The organism is Streptomyces sp. NPDC085524, assembly GCF_044541755.1.
Taxonomy (GTDB): Bacteria; Actinomycetota; Actinomycetes; order Streptomycetales; family Streptomycetaceae; genus Streptomyces.
The window spans coordinates 1-15190 of the sequence record NZ_JBITTH010000001.1; the positions used below are offsets into that span (position 1 = coordinate 1).

Genomic DNA, 15190 nt, shown 5'->3' on the forward strand with positions numbered 1-15190 from the left:
GGCCTTCCAGCATCCACGCGCGCAGGCGCGAAGAGCGGGCAGGGGTGGCCATCGTCGGGCGCTCCTGTCGTACGGCACGGGATTCGGCCATCGGAATCGACGGCTGGGCCAGCGTACGCAGACTGATCACTCATGCACGCGAGGGGGCAAATCCTGACGCGTCCTTAACGCGAACAGTGCCACCGGTGGCGTAGCGAATGCCCGCTCATGCCCGGTCCAAGGTGGAGGACGAAAGGAGCGGGGGCGGCCCGGACGGGGCCGCCCCCCGCAGGGGGAATCAGCGGAGTGTGGATCAACGCTGGCCGGCCTGGTACGGCCGTGGTCTGGCGCCCTTGGCTGATGTCAGCCGAAGCCGGGGACGGTGGACACCAGCAGGTCGATGAGCTTGATGCCGACGAAGGGCAGGACCAGACCGCCCAGGCCGTAGACGCCGAGGTTGCGGCGCAGCAGGTCGTGGGCGGAGGCGGGCTTGTAGCGGACGCCGCGCAGGGCGAGCGGAATGAGCGCGACGATGATCAGCGCGTTGAAGATGATCGCCGAGGCGATCGCGGACCGGGGGCTGCTCAGGCCCATGATGTTGAGGGCTTCGAGGCCCGGGTAGGCCGTGGCGAACATCGCGGGGATGATCGCGAAGTACTTCGCGACGTCGTTGGTGATGGAGAAGGTGGTCAGGGCTCCACGGGTGATGAGGAGCTGCTTGCCGATCTCGACGATGTCGATGAGCTTGGTGGGGTTGGAGTCCAGGTCGACCATGTTCCCGGCCTCCTTGGCGGCCGAGGTGCCCGTGTTCATCGCCACGCCGACGTCGGCCTGGGCGAGCGCGGGCGCGTCGTTGGTGCCGTCGCCGGTCATCGCGACGAGCTTGCCGCCGGCCTGTTCCCGCTTGATGAGGGCGAGCTTGTCCTCGGGGGTGGCCTCGGCGAGGTACTCGTCGACTCCGGCCTCGGCGGCGATGGCGCGGGCCGTCAGTTCGTTGTCGCCGGTGACCATGACGGTACGGATGCCCATGCTGCGCAGTTCCGCGAAGCGCTCCCGGATGCCCTCCTTGACGACGTCCTTGAGATGGATGATGCCGAGCACCCTCGGCCCGTCCCAGTCGTGGACCGCCACCAGCAGGGGGGTGCCCCCGGACTCCGACACGGTGGCCGACCAGGTCACGGCCTCCGCCTGTACGGTGCCGCCGCGCATGGCCACCCAGTCGCAGACCTGGGCCGTCGCGCCCTTGCGGATGGCGCAGCCGGCCCCGTTGTCCCAGCTCAGGTTGACCCCGCTCATCCGGGTCCGGGCGCTGAACTCGGTGAACCGCGGATTGCTGAGGTCCTCCGCGGCGGCGGGCTGCAGTCCGTACTGCTGGGCGAGAGCGACGACGGAGCGGCCCTCGGGCGTCTCGTCGGCGAGCGAGGACAGCTGGGCGGCGTCCGCGAGCTTGATGTGGTCCACGCCGGGCAGCGGGATGAAGGCCGCGGCCTCGCGGTTGCCGAGGGTGATGGTGCCGGTCTTGTCGAGCAGGAGGGTGTTCACGTCTCCGGCGGCCTCGACGGCGCGGCCGCTCATGGCGATGACGTTGCGCTGGACGAGCCGGTCCATGCCCGCGATGCCGATCGCCGACAGGAGGGCGCCGATCGTGGTGGGGATGAGGGTCACGAGGAGGGCGACCAGGACGGTCGTGGACTGCGCGGCGTGCGCGTAGGCGGCCATCGGCTGGATGGCGACGACCACCAGGATGAAGATCACGGTCAGAGCGGCCAGCAGGATGTTCAACGCGATCTCATTCGGGGTCTTCTGCCGGGTGGCGCCCTCGACCAGGGCGATCATCCGGTCGAGGAAGCTGTCCCCCGAGCGCGAGGTGACCCGTACGACGACGCTGTCGGACAGCACGGTCGTACCGCCGGTGACCCCGGACCGGTCGCCGCCCGCTTCGCGGAGGACAGGGGCGGATTCGCCGGTGACGGCCGACTCGTCGACCATCGCGGCCCCGTCGACCACGTCGCCGTCGGCCGGGATCAGCTCGCCGGCCTCGACGAGTACGAAGTCGAAGGGCTGGAGCTCGGCGGGCGTGACCACCTCGGTCTCTGCCCGCTTCAGGTTCGCCCCGTACGTCCAGTGGTTCAGCCGCACGGCGACCGTGTCCGCACGCGCCTTGCGCAGCGACTCCGCCTGGGCCCGGCCCCGGCCTTCGGCGACGGCCTCTGCGAGGTTGGCGAACAGGACCGTGAGCCAGAGCCAGATGCTGATCACCCAGGTGAAGACGGACGGGTGGATGAGCGCCGAGAGCGTGGTCAGCACGGATCCGACGGCGACGACGAACAGCACCGGCTTCTTCACCAGTTCGCGCGGGTGGAACTTGCCGACGGCCTCTCTCATGGAGGCAGCCAGGAGCTCGGGGTCCACCACGTTCACCTGGCCGGAGCGTTTCCGGGACGGTCGGTCGGTCGGAGTCCGCGGAGGGGTGCCGAGACCCGGAGGAACGTGCTGCGCGGCGGCGGGAGGCATGAATACCTTCTGGATGGGTTTGAGGCGTGGTAGCCCTGGAGGCTGGTGGCCAGGTACGGGAGAGGGGTGTCGCCGCCGGGGACCGTCTCCATGGACCCCCTCGGCCGTCATGTGAGTATTCGAGGTCCCTGGCGGCGCAACAGGCAGGAAACTACTGCCCGTTCCATGGGAAATGCCGATGTGGGCGCGGGAATTGGCACCCTCTTGATGGCAGCGCACGAGACGCGTCAAGTCGCCGTCAGAGGTGCGTCAACACCCGTCAGTGTGCGTCGGCCGTGATCCGGAAGCGCAGCCGGCAGATCACGGCGTCGGTGTCGCGGCGGACCGCGTGGGCGACGACGGAGCCGCGCTGGTTCTGGAGCAGCCGCTGCCACAGGCGGGCGGGTTCGGTCTCCGGGATGAGCACGGTCACCTGGGAGTCGGGGTGGGCCTGCGCCAGCTTCCGCACGTACGCCGACAGCGGGCGGCCGAGCGAGCGGGCCTCCGGGGAGAGTTCGACCAGTTCGACGCCGGGCTTCCACAACTCCCAGTCCCGCCGTAGGGCTTCGGCCACCTGACGGTCCTCGGGGGCCGGGTGGGTGACGGTCACGGCGAGGACTTCGTCGCCGAGCGAACGAGCGGCCGTGAGGGCCTGGCTGGTCAGCCGGGACAGACCGGAGACGGGGACCACGACCACGGAGCGGGAGCGCCGCGGGGCCTGCGGGATCCGGCCCAGCTCCAGGCGTTCACCGATCTCGGTGTACGTGCGGTGGACCTTCTCGAAGCCGAGGACGAGCAGCGGCAGCGCGACGACGATCAGCCAGGCGCCCTCGGTGAACTTGGTGGCGGTCACGACGACGGCCGACACACCGGTCAGCAGCGCACCGAAGCCGTTCAGCGCCGCCTTCGCCTGCCAGCCGCGCGGGCGTTCTCCGTACCAGTGCCGGACCATGCCGACCTGGCAGATGGTGAAGCCGATGAACACGCCGATGGCGAAGAGCGGGACGAGGGTGTTGGTGTCGCCGCCGGAGAGGACGAGCAGGAGGGCGGAGACGAGCGCCAGCCAGATCACGCCGTGGCGGTGGACCTGACGGTCGGCCTTGAGGGCGAAGACGTGGGGCAGGTGGTTGTCGCGGGCGAGCAGGCTCATCAGGACGGGCAGGCCGCCGAAGGAGGTGTTCGCGGCGAGCGCGAGCAGCACCATGGTGGCGAACTGGACGACGTAGAAGGCGGCGTTGTGGCCGAAGGAGGCGTCCGCGAGCTGCGCGAGGACGGTCACGCCCTCCACCGGCTGGAGGTGGAAGCGCCCGATCAGGATCGCCAGACCGATCAGCATCACGCCCAGGAGCACGCCGAGCGCGACCTCGGTGCGCTGCGCGCGTCGGGCGGCCGGGGCCCTGAACGACGGCACGGCATTGGCGACCGCCTCGACTCCCGTCAGGGCCGAACAGCCGGCGGCGAAGGCCTTCAGCAGCAGGAGCGCTCCCACGGTGGTCGCACCCTCGCCGAGGACGGAGGCGTGCCCGGCGGCGGACGCCGTGCTGACGGGGCCCTCACGGAAGAACCCGACGACGACCATCGCGAGGATCGACGCGACGAACACGGCGGTGGGCACGAGGAACGCCTTGGCGGATTCCACGACCCCGCGCAGGTTCACCACGGTGACCAGTACCAGGACGCCCAGGCAGATCCACACCCGCTCCCCGTACAGCACGGGGAACGCCGAGGTCAGGGCGGCAACGCCGGCCGTGACGGAAACGGCGACGTTCAGGACGTAGTCCAGGATCAGCGAGGCCGCGGCGACCAGGCTCGTACGCCGGCCCAGATGACGTTTGGCGACCGCGTACGAGCCGCCACCGTCCGGGAAGGCCGCAATGACCTGCCGGTACGAGGCCACCAGCACGACGAGCAGCGCGGCGATCGCCAGGGTCACCGGGAGGGTGAAGCCCATGCCGTGGGCACCGGCTGCGGCCAGGACCAGCACGATCGACTCCGGCCCGTACGCCACGGACGCCATCGCATCCAGCGACAGCGCGGCCAGCCCCTGGAGGGCGGTCAGCCGGTGCCGGTCCTCCACCGCCGCCGCGCGGACACCGGTATCAGGAGGTTCCTCCGTGCCCGGAAGCTGCCCTGCAGTGCCGGTCTTCCCCATGTCCATCGACATCTCTCGCTGTTCCTCCATCGGACAAAGTGAGGACAGCGTCGGAATTCCATGGCTGGATCGCCAGGGTCCTTGACGTTGTCCATGCGGCCGCCGCGCCAGTCCTCACGCGCTCTTGATGCCGAAGCGGGACGGCCGTATGAGGTGCGTCAAGACCTCGCCGAGGTGAGTGGCCGTACCTCTGACGGGGGCAGAGTTGAACAGGGGTGTTCCCCAGCCCCACCCTCGACGAAGGGAGAAGGTCCGGCCGCCTGGTTCGACTTCTTCCTGACCGAGCCCTACCAACGGTTCGCGATCACCGACCGCGACGACGTCGAGACGGCGGTCCTGCTGCTCGTCGTCGGCCTGGTCGTCTCCCAGCTGGCGGTACGCGCCCGCCGGCTGCAGACAACCGTGATCACCGACGCCGCCGATCTGTCGAGCCTCCAGGGCACCGCCCGGCTGGCCGAGGACAGCCGCTCGCCGCAGACGGCGGCGTGTGGCTGCACCGACCGGGCCGGATCACGGAGTACGCCGACTGGCCGGACGGTGAGACCGAGCTGCGGGTGATCGGCGGCGGACACTACTACGGCCGTTTCCTGCGGGATCCCCTTCCCGGCCCGCTGCCCCCGGAACGGGACCGCCTGGTGGCCGTCGCACTGGCCGCGCAGGCCGGCTCCGCCCTGGACACGGCCGGCCTGGCCCACCTGGGCTGACCAAGCCTTTCCCGCCCCTTCCCGTATGGGTGGCGTTAAGAGATCCCCCGCGCCCGTATGGACACCGTCAAGGTGTCTTAACGCCGGGATGAAGACACGGTTATCTCGTCATCGGCCATCTGGCCGATTCATCACTTCCCACTTCACTCAGGAGCTCGCGATGGCCGATCTGGCCTTCGTCGTCACCACGATCGCGGTGTTCGCGCTGGTGGCTCTCATCGCCAAGGGGGTGACCAAGCTGTGAACGCCGAAAACATCGTCGGCCTCGTCGTGGCCGTCGCCCTGCTGGGCTACCTCGTCCTCGCCCTCGTCAAGCCGGAGAGGTTCTAGCCACCGATGAGTCCCGTTCTCGCTGGTGTGCTCCAGCTCCTCGCACTGATCGCCGCGCTCGCGCTGGCCTACCGCCCGCTGGGCGACTACATGGCCCGCGTCTACTCCTCCGAGAAGCACTACAAGCCGGAGAAGTGGATCTACAAGGCCATCGGCGCCAACCCGTCCGCCGAGATGCGCTGGCCCGCCTACCTGCGCGGCGTCCTCGCCTTCTCCGCGGTGAGCGTCCTGTTCCTGTACGCATTGCAGCGCCTGCAGGGCGTCCTGCCCGGCTCGCTCGGCTTCCAGGCGATCGACCCGGACCAGGCCTTCAACACCGCCGCGTCCTTCGTGGCCAACACCAACTGGCAGTCGTACTCCGGCGAGCAGGCCATGGGCCACGTCGTCCAGACCGGCGGCCTGGCGGTGCAGAACTTCGTCTCGGCCGCGGTCGGCATGGCCGTCGCCGTCGCCCTCGTACGGGGCTTCGCCCGCTCCCGCACCGGTGAGCTGGGCAACTTCTGGGCGGACCTGGTCCGCGGCACCGTCCGGATCCTCCTGCCGATCGCCATCCTCGGCGCGATCGTCCTGGTCGCCTGCGGCGCCATCCAGAACTTCGCCGGGATCCACGAGGTCGGCCAGTTCATGGGCGGTTCGCAGCAGTGGAACGGCGGGGCGGTCGCCTCGCAGGAGGTCATCAAGGAGCTCGGGACGAACGGCGGCGGATACTTCAACGCCAACTCCGCCCACCCCTTCGAGAACCCCACGCCGTTCTCGAACCTCTTCGAGATCTTCCTGATCCTGGTCATCCCCTTCGCGATGACCCGCACGTTCGGCCGCATGGTCGGAAGCCTGCGCCAGGGTTACGCGATCCTCGCCACGATGGCGACCATCTGGCTCGGTTTCACCGCGCTGATGATGTGGACGGAGTTCGCGCACCACGGCCCGGCGCTCCAGGCGGCGGGCGGTGCGATGGAGGGCAAGGAGACCCGCTTCGGCGTCGGTGCCTCCGCGATCTTCTCGGTCGCCACCACGCTGACCTCCACCGGAGCGGTCAACTCCTTCCACTCTTCCTACACCGGTCTCGGCGGCGGCATCCAGCTACTGGGCATGCAGCTCGGCGAGATCGCGCCCGGCGGCGTCGGCTCCGGCCTCTACGGCATGCTGATCATGGCGATCATCGCGGTGTTCATCGCCGGCCTGATGGTCGGCCGCACGCCCGAGTACCTGGGCAAGAAGATCGGCACCCGCGAGATCAAGCTCGCCGCCTGCTACATCCTGATCACCCCGGCACTGGTGCTCTGCTTCACCGCGGCCGCCATGGCACTGCCCACCCCGCCGCACTCGATGCTGAACTCGGGCGCCCACGGATTCTCCGAGGTGCTGTACGCCTACACCTCGGGCGCCAACAACAACGGCTCCGCCTTCGCCGGCCTGAACGCCGACACCCAGTGGTACAACTCCACGATCGGCATCGCCATGCTGCTGGGCCGCTTCCTGCCCATGGTCTTCGTCCTGGCCCTGGCCGGCTCGCTCGCCGAGCAGAAGCCCGTCCCCGAGACCGCGGGAACCCTGCGTACCGACAAGCCGCTCTACACGGGCCTGCTCGTCGGCACGATCCTCATCGTCACCGGTCTGACCTACTTCCCGGCCCTGGCTCTGGGTCCGCTCGCCGAAGGGCTCGCATCATGAGCACCGCCACTGAGACCCGTGCTCCGCACGAGGACCTGCCCACGGGCCACAAGCCGCCTGCCGGCCGCGTCGGCGGCGGCCTCTTCGATCCCAAGCAGCTGGTCAAGTCCTTCCCCGACGCGATCCGCAAGCTCGACCCGCGCGTGATGATCAAGTCGCCGGTCATGTTCGTCGTCCTCATCGGTTCGGTGGTCACCACCGTCCTCGCCGTCAAGGACCCGACGGACTGGTTCGGCTGGGCCATCACCGCCTGGCTGTGGCTGACCACGATCTTCGCCAACCTCGCCGAAGCCGTCGCCGAAGGCCGGGGCAAGGCCCAGGCCGACACCCTGCGGAAGGCCAAGACCGACTCCGTCGCCCGCCGCCTGACCCAGGACGGCGGCGAGGAATCCGTACCGGGCGCCGAGCTGAAGATCGGTGACCTGGTGGTCTGCGAGGCCGGGGACGTCATCCCCGGCGACGGTGACGTCGTCGAGGGCGTCGCCTCGGTCGACGAGTCCGCCATCACGGGCGAGTCCGCTCCCGTCATCCGTGAGTCCGGCGGTGACCGCTCGGCCGTGACCGGCGGCACCAAGGTCCTCTCCGACCGGATCGTCATCAAGATCACGACGAAGCCCGGTGAGACGTTCATCGACCGGATGATCGCTCTCGTGGAGGGTGCGGCCCGGCAGAAGACGCCCAACGAGATCGCGCTCAACATCCTGCTCGCCTCGCTGACCATCGTCTTCCTGCTGGCCGTCGTCACCCTGCAGCCCTTCGCGATCTACGCCGGCGCCGAGCAGTCGATGATCGTGCTCACCGCTCTCCTCGTCTGCCTGATCCCGACGACCATCGGCGCGCTGCTCTCCGCGATCGGCATCGCCGGTATGGACCGCCTGGTCCAGCGCAACGTCCTGGCCATGTCGGGCCGGGCCGTGGAGGCCGCGGGTGACGTGTCGACGCTGCTGCTCGACAAGACCGGCACCATCACCCTCGGCAACCGCCAGGCCTCCGAGTTCGTACCCGTCAAGGGCACCACCGAGGCCGAACTGGCCGACGCCGCTCAGCTGTCCTCGCTGGCCGACGAGACGCCCGAGGGCCGTTCCGTCGTCGTCCTGGCGAAGGAGAAGTACGGGCTCCGCGAGCGTCACCAGGGCGAGCTGGAGCACGCCGAATGGATCGCCTTCACCGCCCAGACCCGTATGTCGGGTGTGGACGTGGACGGCAGGCAGACCCGCAAGGGCGCGGCCGGATCCGTCATCACCTGGGTGAAGGAGGAAGGCGGCCAGGTCGCCGACGACGCCGACCTCCTCGCGAACGAGATCTCGGAAGCGGGCGGTACGCCGCTCCTCGTCGCCGTCAAGGACGGGAAGGGCGCCCGCGTCCTCGGTGTCATCCACCTCAAGGACGTGGTCAAGGAGGGCATGCGCGAGCGGTTCGACGAGCTGCGCCGCATGGGCATCAAGACCGTCATGATCACCGGTGACAACCCGCTCACCGCCAAGGCCATCGCCGAAGAGGCGGGTGTCGACGACTTCCTCGCGGAAGCGACGCCCGAGGACAAGATGGCCCTCATCAAGCGGGAGCAGGCCGGCGGCAAGCTCGTCGCGATGACCGGCGACGGCACCAACGACGCGCCCGCGCTCGCCCAGGCCGACGTCGGCGTGGCGATGAACACGGGCACCTCGGCCGCCAAGGAAGCCGGGAACATGGTGGACCTGGACTCCAACCCCACCAAGCTCATCGAGATCGTCGAGATCGGCAAGCAGCTCCTCATCACCCGGGGCGCGCTGACCACCTTCTCCATCGCCAACGACGTCGCGAAGTACTTCGCGATCATCCCGGCCATGTTCGCGGTGGTCTACCCGGGCCTGGACAAGCTCAACATCATGGGCCTGCACTCCCCCGAGTCGGCGATCCTCTCCGCGGTCATCTTCAACGCGCTGATCATCATCGCGCTCGTCCCGCTCGCCCTCAAGGGCGTCCAGTACAAGCCGACCAGCGCCGACAAGATGCTCCGCCGCAACCTGGGGCTGTACGGCGTGGGCGGCCTGATCGCCCCGTTCATCGGCATCAAGATCATCGACCTCCTCATCACCCTCATCCCCGGAATCGGCTGAGACGACATGAACAACTCTGTAGGCAACACCGCACGGTTGATCGGGGCCGGCCTGCGAGCCCTGCTCGTCCTGACCGTGATCTGCGGGGTCATCTACCCGCTCGCCGTCACCGGCATCGCCCAGGCCCTCTTCAACGACAAGGCCAACGGCTCGGAGATCAAGGACAAGAGCGGGCAGGTCGTCGGCTCCTCCCTCATCGGGCAGACCTACAACCTCCCGAAGCAGAACCCCGACGACGCCGAAGAGGCCGCGAAGCCGGACCCGAAGTGGTTCCAGCCCCGCCCCTCCAACGGCCTCGGCACCAACAGCGTCAACACCCAGTACTCGCTGATCCTGTCCGGCGCCACCAACCGCTCCGCGGACAACGGGGCCGTGAACGGCCAGTGCACCGAGGACGCCGAGGAAGGCACCCTCTGCGCGCAGGTCGTCGCTGCCAAGGAGGCGGTCATCGCGGACAACTCCACCGCCTCCTACAAGGTCAAGCCCGAGGACGTACCGGCCGACGCCGTCACCTCCTCCGGCTCGGGCCTGGACCCGGCCATCTCTCCGGAGTACGCCAAGCTCCAGGTGCACCGGATCGCCGAGCAGAACAAGCTCGACGTCAAGCAGGTCGAGAAGCTCGTCGCGGACCACACCACCGGCCGGACCCTCGGCTTCATGGGCGAACCCCGCGTCAACGTCCTCGAACTCAACACCGCCCTCAAGGCACTGACCAAGAGCTGATGTTCCCCCTTGCACGGACCGGGAGCCGGCAGGGCGCGAGCGTTCCGCGCCCTGCCGGCTCCTTACCGTCCTGCTGTTCTCGACGAAGGAAAGGCTGCACACCGATGACCCGGGTGCTGGTGGTGGAGGACGATCCCCAGCTCGTCCGCGCGCTCAAGATCAATCTCCAGGCGCGCAAATTCGAGGTGGAGGAGGCTCCGGACGGCGGCTCGGCCCTGCGGCTCGCGGCCGCTCGGAAGCCGGACGTCATCGTGCTCGACCTCGGGCTGCCCGACATGGACGGCGTCGACGTGATCAGGAGCGTCCGCGGCTGGAGCCGCGTGCCCATCCTGGTGCTGTCCGCCCGCCACACCTCGGAGGAAAAGATCCGGGCCCTCGATGCGGGGGCCGACGACTACGTGACGAAACCGTTCAGCATGGACGAGCTCCTCGCCCGTCTGCGGGCAGCCGCCCGCAGACGGGAGCCGGCCGGCGTCTCTCAGGCCGACGAGGTTTCGATCGTCACCACCGACGAGTTCACCGTCGACCTGGTCGCGAAGAAGGTGTACCGCGGCGACCGTACGGTACGGCTGACCCCGACCGAGTGGCACCTGCTGGAAATCCTCATCACCCACCCGGGCCGGCTGATCACCCAGAGCCGACTCCTGCTGGAGGTATGGGGTCCCAGCTACGGGGAGAACACCAACTACCTGCGCGTCTACATGGCCCAGCTCCGGCGCAAACTGGAGGCGGACCCCTCGCACCCGCGGTACCTGATCACCGAGCCGGGCATGGGATACCGCTTCGAACCCTGATCACCCGCCCGACCGCCAAACCGCCAAACCGTCAACAGAGAAGAAGAGTCTGAACATGGGACGCGGCAAGCTCCGCATCTACCTCGGTGCGGCACCCGGCGTCGGCAAGACGTACGCGATGCTCTCCGAGGCGCACCGCCGGGTCGAGCGGGGCACCGACTGCGTCGTCGGCTTCGTCGAGCACCACAAGCGCCCACGCACCGAGGTGATGCTGCACGGCCTGGAACTGATCGAGCGCCGTGAGATCGAGTACCGGAACAGCACCTTCACCGAGATGGACGTGGACGCGATCCTCGCCCGCCGCCCCGCGGTGGCGCTGGTGGACGAGCTCGCGCACACCAACGTGCCGGGTTCGCGCAACGCCAAGCGCTGGCAGGACGTCGAAGAGCTCCTCCAGGCCGGCATCGACGTCGTCTCGACCGTGAACATCCAGCACCTGGAGTCGCTGGGCGACGTGGTCGAGACGATCACCGGGGTCCGGCAGCGCGAGACGGTCCCCGACGAGGTGGCCCGGCGGGCGGACCAGATCGAGCTCGTCGACATGTCCCCGCAGGCGCTGCGCCGTCGCATGGCCCACGGGAACATCTACAAGCCCGACAAGGTCGACGCCGCCCTTTCCAACTACTTCCGGCCCGGCAACCTGACCGCCCTGCGCGAACTGGCCCTGCTCTGGGTGGCGGACCGCGTGGACGAGTACCTCCAGGAGTACCGGGGCGAGCACGACATCCGCTCCACCTGGCAGGCCCGTGAGCGGATCGTCGTAGGCCTCACCGGCGGCCCCGAGGGCCGCACGCTCATCCGGCGTGCCGCACGCCTCGCCGAGAAGGGTGCCGGCGGAGAGGTCCTCGCCGTCTACATCGCGGCGAGCGACGGGCTCACCTCGGCCTCGCCCAAGGAACTCGCCGTCCAACGCACGCTGGTCGAGGACCTCGGCGGCACGTTCCACCACGTGATAGGCGACAACATCCCCGACGCGCTCCTGGAGTTCGCCCGCGGGTGCAACGCCACGCAGATCGTCCTCGGCGTCAGCCGCCGCCGCTCCTGGCAGTACGCCTTCAGCCCAGGCGTCAGCGCCACCGTCGCCCGCGAATCGGGCCCGGACCTCGACGTCCACATCGTCACCCACGACGAGGCCGCCAAGGGCCGCGGCCTGCCCGTCGCCCGCGGAGCGCGGCTCGGCCGCTCCCGCCTCATCTGGGGCTGGATCACCGGCATCGCCGGCCCCGCCCTGCTATCCGTACTGCTGAGCCGGTTCGTCCCCGAACTCGGGCTCGCCAACGACATGCTGCTCTTCCTCACCTGCACGGTGGCGGCGGCCCTGCTCGGTGGGCTGCTCCCCGCGCTCGCCTCGGCGGCATTCGGATCCCTGCTGCTGAACTACTACTTCACCCCGCCGCTGCACGAGTTCACGATCTCCGACCCGAAGAACATCGTCGCCATCGCGATCTTCGTCGGCGTGGCCGTGTCGGTGGCCTCCGTGGTGGACCTCGCCGCCCGGCGCACCCATCAGGCCGCCCGCCTGCGCGCCGAGTCCGAGATCCTCTCCTTCCTCGCCGGAAGCGTCCTGCGCGGCGAGGACTCCCTCGACGCCCTCCTCGAGCGACTGCGCGAGACCTTCGCCATGCAGTCGGTCGTCCTCCTGGAACGCACCAGCGAGGTCGACCCCTGGACCACGGCGGCATCCGTCGGCACCGGTCCTGTCAGCCGGCCCGAGGAGGCGGACGTCGACCTGCCCATCGGCGACACCATGGCGCTCGCCCTGACCGGCCGGGTCCTGCCCGCCGAAGACCGCCGTGTCCTCGGCGCCTTCGCCGCCCAGGCAGCCGTCGTACTGGACCGCCAGCGCCTCGTCGACGAGGCCGAGAAGTCCCGCGAACTGGCCGAGGCCAACCGCATCCGCACGGCCCTGCTCGCCGCGGTCAGCCACGACCTGCGCACCCCGCTCGCCGGCATCAAGGCCTCCGTCACCTCCCTGCGCTCGGACGACGTCGAATGGTCCGAGGAGGACAAGGCCGAACTGCTCGAAGGCATCGAGGACGGCGCCGACCGCCTCGCCGCCCTGATCGGCAACCTCCTCGACATGTCCCGGCTCAACACCGGCACGGTCGTACCGCTCATCCGCGAGACCGACCTGGACGAGGTCGTCCCCATGGCCCTGGGCGGCGTACCGGAGGACAGCATCGAACTCGACATCCCCGAGACGCTGGCGATGGTCGCCGTCGACCGGGGCCTGCTGGAGCGGGCAGTCGCCAACATCGTCGAGAACGCCGTCAAGTACAGCCCCCACGGACAGCCCGTCAACGTCACCGCGAGCGCCCTCGGGAACCGCGTGGAACTCCGCGTCGTCGACCGCGGCCCCGGTGTCCCGGACGAGGCCAAGGACCGCATCTTCGAACCCTTCCAGCGCCACGGGGACGCCCCGCGCGGCGCCGGCGTCGGCCTCGGCCTGGCGGTCGCCCGCGGCTTCACCGAAGCCATCGGAGGCACCCTCACGGCCGAGGACACCCCGGGCGGGGGCCTCACCATGGTCCTCACCCTCCCCATCGCAGGAGAAGGCCCTCCGGTGTCCCCGGAGCTCCCGACGTCCGCGGTCACCTGACATCGGGGCAGACCCCTGGAACACGAGAGCCGTCCGGCCCCGGTATCCCTCTACCGGAGAGCCGGACGGCTCATGTGTGGTGCGGCGGGTGACCGACACGCGTTCGCGCAGGTCCGTACCCCCACGGTGGGACCATGCACGGTTGCGGGGGTGTTCAGGTCACCGCCCACCAGCCGCGTGCCGCCGGTCCGTCGTCCGGCACCGTCGCCACTTCAGTCTGCGCCCAGCCGGCGGCCCTGGCACCACTCCTTGACGCGTTCCTTCCACATGGAAGTCGATCTTTTACGCCGCCCTGACGGGCGGGCATCAGAAGACCGTCAAGGAGCCGCCCGGCACTTGCCTCCGGGTCCCCGATGCGCTGGGATTGCGCCATGAACAGCGGTCCGCGCTACGACGATCGGCCACCCCATCGGGTGCAGCCGACGGCGCCCGCTGTCCGCCCGGCCCTCTGATATCGGCCGCGCGTCCCACCGCGTACCTGCCGCCGGCCACTGAGAGGTGCTGGCCGAGGCTTCGTACGCGTCCTCACCTTCACCGCATGACCTGAACCCACGCCCCCGCCTCGCGCCGGGACGCCGGGCACGTCAGCCATGCCTGTTTCCAGGAATCCGCCATGCCCTCATCCCTGTCCGGCCGTAGCGTCCTCGTCACCGGAGCCACCTCCGGCATCGGCTACGAGAGCGCCCGCCAGCTCGCCGAGCACGGCGCCACCGTCCTCCTGCACGGCCGTACGCCCGAGGAGGCCCAGGCCGCCACCGATCGGCTCATCGCCACCGCCGGTGTCGCCGGAGCCCTTCTCCGGCCGCTCGCCGCCGACTTCGCCCGCCTGGACGAGGTCGAGAGGCTCGCCCGTGCCGTCGTGAGCGCGTACCCGCGCCTGGACGTGCTCGTCAACAACGCGGCCATCGCAGCCCCGGAACGCCACACGCTGACCGCCGACGGGAACGAGATCGCCTTCCAGGTCAACTTCTTGGCCCACTACCTCCTCACCAACCTCCTGGAGCCCGCGCTCACCAGCGACCCCGGGGGGCGCGTCGTCAACGTCTCCTCCGGGCTCCACCGCTCCGGCGCCATCCGGTGGAACGACCCGCAGCGTGTGCGTCGCTACTCCCGCCTCGCCGCGTACGCCCAGTCCCAGCTCGCGCTGACCGTCTTCGCCGCCGACCCGCGCGTCACCGCCGTCTCCGTCAACCCCGGCGTGTGCGACACCGGCCTCCTCCCGCTGTACGGCTACGAGGGAGCCCCTGCCGCCGAGGGTGCCCGGCACGTCGTACGGCTCTGCGACCCGGCCACGGAGATCGTCAACGGCGCCTACTACGACCGCTCCGAACGCGTCGCCCCGGCCGCCTGCGCCACCGAGGACCGCACCGTCAAGCGCCTCAGCAAACTCGCCGACCTCCTCGTCGGCCACACCGCCTGAAGGGATCCACGGACATGTCCAAGCGCGCACGCAGGAAGAGGGCCCGCCGCAAGAAGGGCTCCAACCACGGCAGCAAACCCTCCTGCTGACCACCAGCCCACCCCGTGGGGCGGCCCTGCGAAGGTCCGCCCCACTTCCATGCCCCGCAAGGAATTCTCGTGATCAATCCGCCCTCCCACCGACTCCCCACCCTCGTCCGCTGGTTCCCCGCCGGCGCCCCCGGGTC

General features: G+C 69.6%; 12 protein-coding genes. 10 read left to right on the forward strand and 2 right to left on the reverse strand.

The window, feature by feature from the left end; translation table 11 throughout:
• Window positions 1–342: 342 nt before the first annotated feature.
• Together kdpB (ACIGFK_RS00005) and ACIGFK_RS00010 are read right to left on the reverse strand one after the other, a co-directional pair.
• On the reverse strand, window positions 343–2493 hold the full coding sequence (gene kdpB / locus ACIGFK_RS00005; protein WP_400050016.1) for a potassium-transporting ATPase subunit KdpB: 2151 nt from the start codon (window positions 2491–2493) through the stop codon (window positions 343–345).
• A gap of 259 nt (window positions 2494–2752) precedes the next feature.
• The gene (locus ACIGFK_RS00010; RefSeq protein WP_376661484.1) at window positions 2753–4654 is read right to left on the reverse strand and encodes an APC family permease; all 1902 of its coding nucleotides are present in this window, start codon (window positions 4652–4654) and stop codon (window positions 2753–2755) included.
• Between the two features lie 63 nt (window positions 4655–4717).
• Here ACIGFK_RS00010 and ACIGFK_RS00015 point away from each other — a divergent pair, with 63 nt between their 5' ends.
• The 10 genes from ACIGFK_RS00015 to ACIGFK_RS00060 all read left to right on the forward strand — a co-directional run bounded on the left by ACIGFK_RS00015 (window position 4718) and on the right by ACIGFK_RS00060 (window position 14964).
• On the forward strand, window positions 4718–5182 hold the full coding sequence (locus ACIGFK_RS00015) for a DUF4118 domain-containing protein (protein ID WP_400050017.1): 465 nt from the start codon (window positions 4718–4720) through the stop codon (window positions 5180–5182).
• On the forward strand, window positions 5110–5328 hold the full coding sequence (locus ACIGFK_RS00020; protein ID WP_376661483.1) for a hypothetical protein: 219 nt from the start codon (window positions 5110–5112) through the stop codon (window positions 5326–5328). Before ACIGFK_RS00015 ends, ACIGFK_RS00020 begins: the two co-directional genes overlap by 73 nt.
• Before the next feature lie 88 nt (window positions 5329–5416).
• Entirely contained in the window at window positions 5417–5572 is a 156-nt protein-coding gene (locus ACIGFK_RS00025; protein WP_376661482.1) for a hypothetical protein, read from the forward strand.
• Window positions 5569–5658 carry a K(+)-transporting ATPase subunit F gene (gene kdpF / locus ACIGFK_RS00030; protein ID WP_037884112.1) on the forward strand — a complete coding sequence of 30 codons (90 nt, stop codon included), beginning with the start codon at window positions 5569–5571 and terminating at the stop codon, window positions 5656–5658. The genes ACIGFK_RS00025 and kdpF overlap by 4 nt, the downstream gene beginning before the upstream one ends.
• A 6-nt stretch (window positions 5659–5664) precedes the next feature.
• The gene (gene kdpA, locus ACIGFK_RS00035; protein ID WP_400050018.1) at window positions 5665–7329 is read left to right on the forward strand and encodes a potassium-transporting ATPase subunit KdpA; all 1665 of its coding nucleotides are present in this window, start codon (window positions 5665–5667) and stop codon (window positions 7327–7329) included.
• A complete protein-coding gene (kdpB, locus tag ACIGFK_RS00040; RefSeq protein ID WP_400050019.1) occupies window positions 7326–9428 on the forward strand; it encodes a potassium-transporting ATPase subunit KdpB in 2103 nt (700 codons plus the stop codon). The genes kdpA and kdpB (ACIGFK_RS00040) overlap by 4 nt, the downstream gene beginning before the upstream one ends.
• Window positions 9429–9434: 6 nt before the next feature.
• Entirely contained in the window at window positions 9435–10151 is a 717-nt protein-coding gene (locus ACIGFK_RS00045; protein ID WP_376661479.1) for a potassium-transporting ATPase subunit C, read from the forward strand.
• Window positions 10152–10255: 104 nt separating this feature from the next.
• Window positions 10256–10945 (forward strand): response regulator, encoded by a 690-nt coding sequence (locus ACIGFK_RS00050; protein ID WP_386473355.1) that lies wholly within the window; start codon window positions 10256–10258, stop codon window positions 10943–10945.
• Between the two features lie 55 nt (window positions 10946–11000).
• A complete protein-coding gene (locus ACIGFK_RS00055; RefSeq protein ID WP_376661936.1) occupies window positions 11001–13544 on the forward strand; it encodes an ATP-binding protein in 2544 nt (847 codons plus the stop codon).
• 613 nt (window positions 13545–14157) lie between these two features.
• Window positions 14158–14964, forward strand: a complete 807-nt coding sequence (locus ACIGFK_RS00060) for an SDR family NAD(P)-dependent oxidoreductase (protein WP_376661935.1) — start codon at window positions 14158–14160, stop codon at window positions 14962–14964.
• Window positions 14965–15190: the final 226 nt, after the last annotated feature.

Excerpts from the sequence above, each read along its gene's own strand:
- kdpB (WP_400050016.1), bottom strand. The coding sequence starts at position 2,493 with ATGCCTCCCGCCGCCGCGCAGCACGTTCCTCCGGGTCTCGGCACCCCT.
- kdpB (WP_400050019.1), top strand. The coding sequence starts at position 7,326 with ATGAGCACCGCCACTGAGACCCGTGCTCCGCACGAGGACCTGCCCACG.
- ACIGFK_RS00010 (WP_376661484.1), bottom strand. The coding sequence starts at position 4,654 with ATGGAGGAACAGCGAGAGATGTCGATGGACATGGGGAAGACCGGCACT.
- ACIGFK_RS00050 (WP_386473355.1), top strand. The coding sequence starts at position 10,256 with ATGACCCGGGTGCTGGTGGTGGAGGACGATCCCCAGCTCGTCCGCGCG.
- ACIGFK_RS00055 (WP_376661936.1), top strand. The coding sequence starts at position 11,001 with ATGGGACGCGGCAAGCTCCGCATCTACCTCGGTGCGGCACCCGGCGTC.
- ACIGFK_RS00015 (WP_400050017.1), top strand. The coding sequence starts at position 4,718 with ATGCGGCCGCCGCGCCAGTCCTCACGCGCTCTTGATGCCGAAGCGGGA.
- ACIGFK_RS00025 (WP_376661482.1), top strand. The coding sequence starts at position 5,417 with ATGAAGACACGGTTATCTCGTCATCGGCCATCTGGCCGATTCATCACT.
- ACIGFK_RS00045 (WP_376661479.1), top strand. The coding sequence starts at position 9,435 with ATGAACAACTCTGTAGGCAACACCGCACGGTTGATCGGGGCCGGCCTG.
- kdpA (WP_400050018.1), top strand. The coding sequence starts at position 5,665 with ATGAGTCCCGTTCTCGCTGGTGTGCTCCAGCTCCTCGCACTGATCGCC.
- ACIGFK_RS00060 (WP_376661935.1), top strand. The coding sequence starts at position 14,158 with ATGCCCTCATCCCTGTCCGGCCGTAGCGTCCTCGTCACCGGAGCCACC.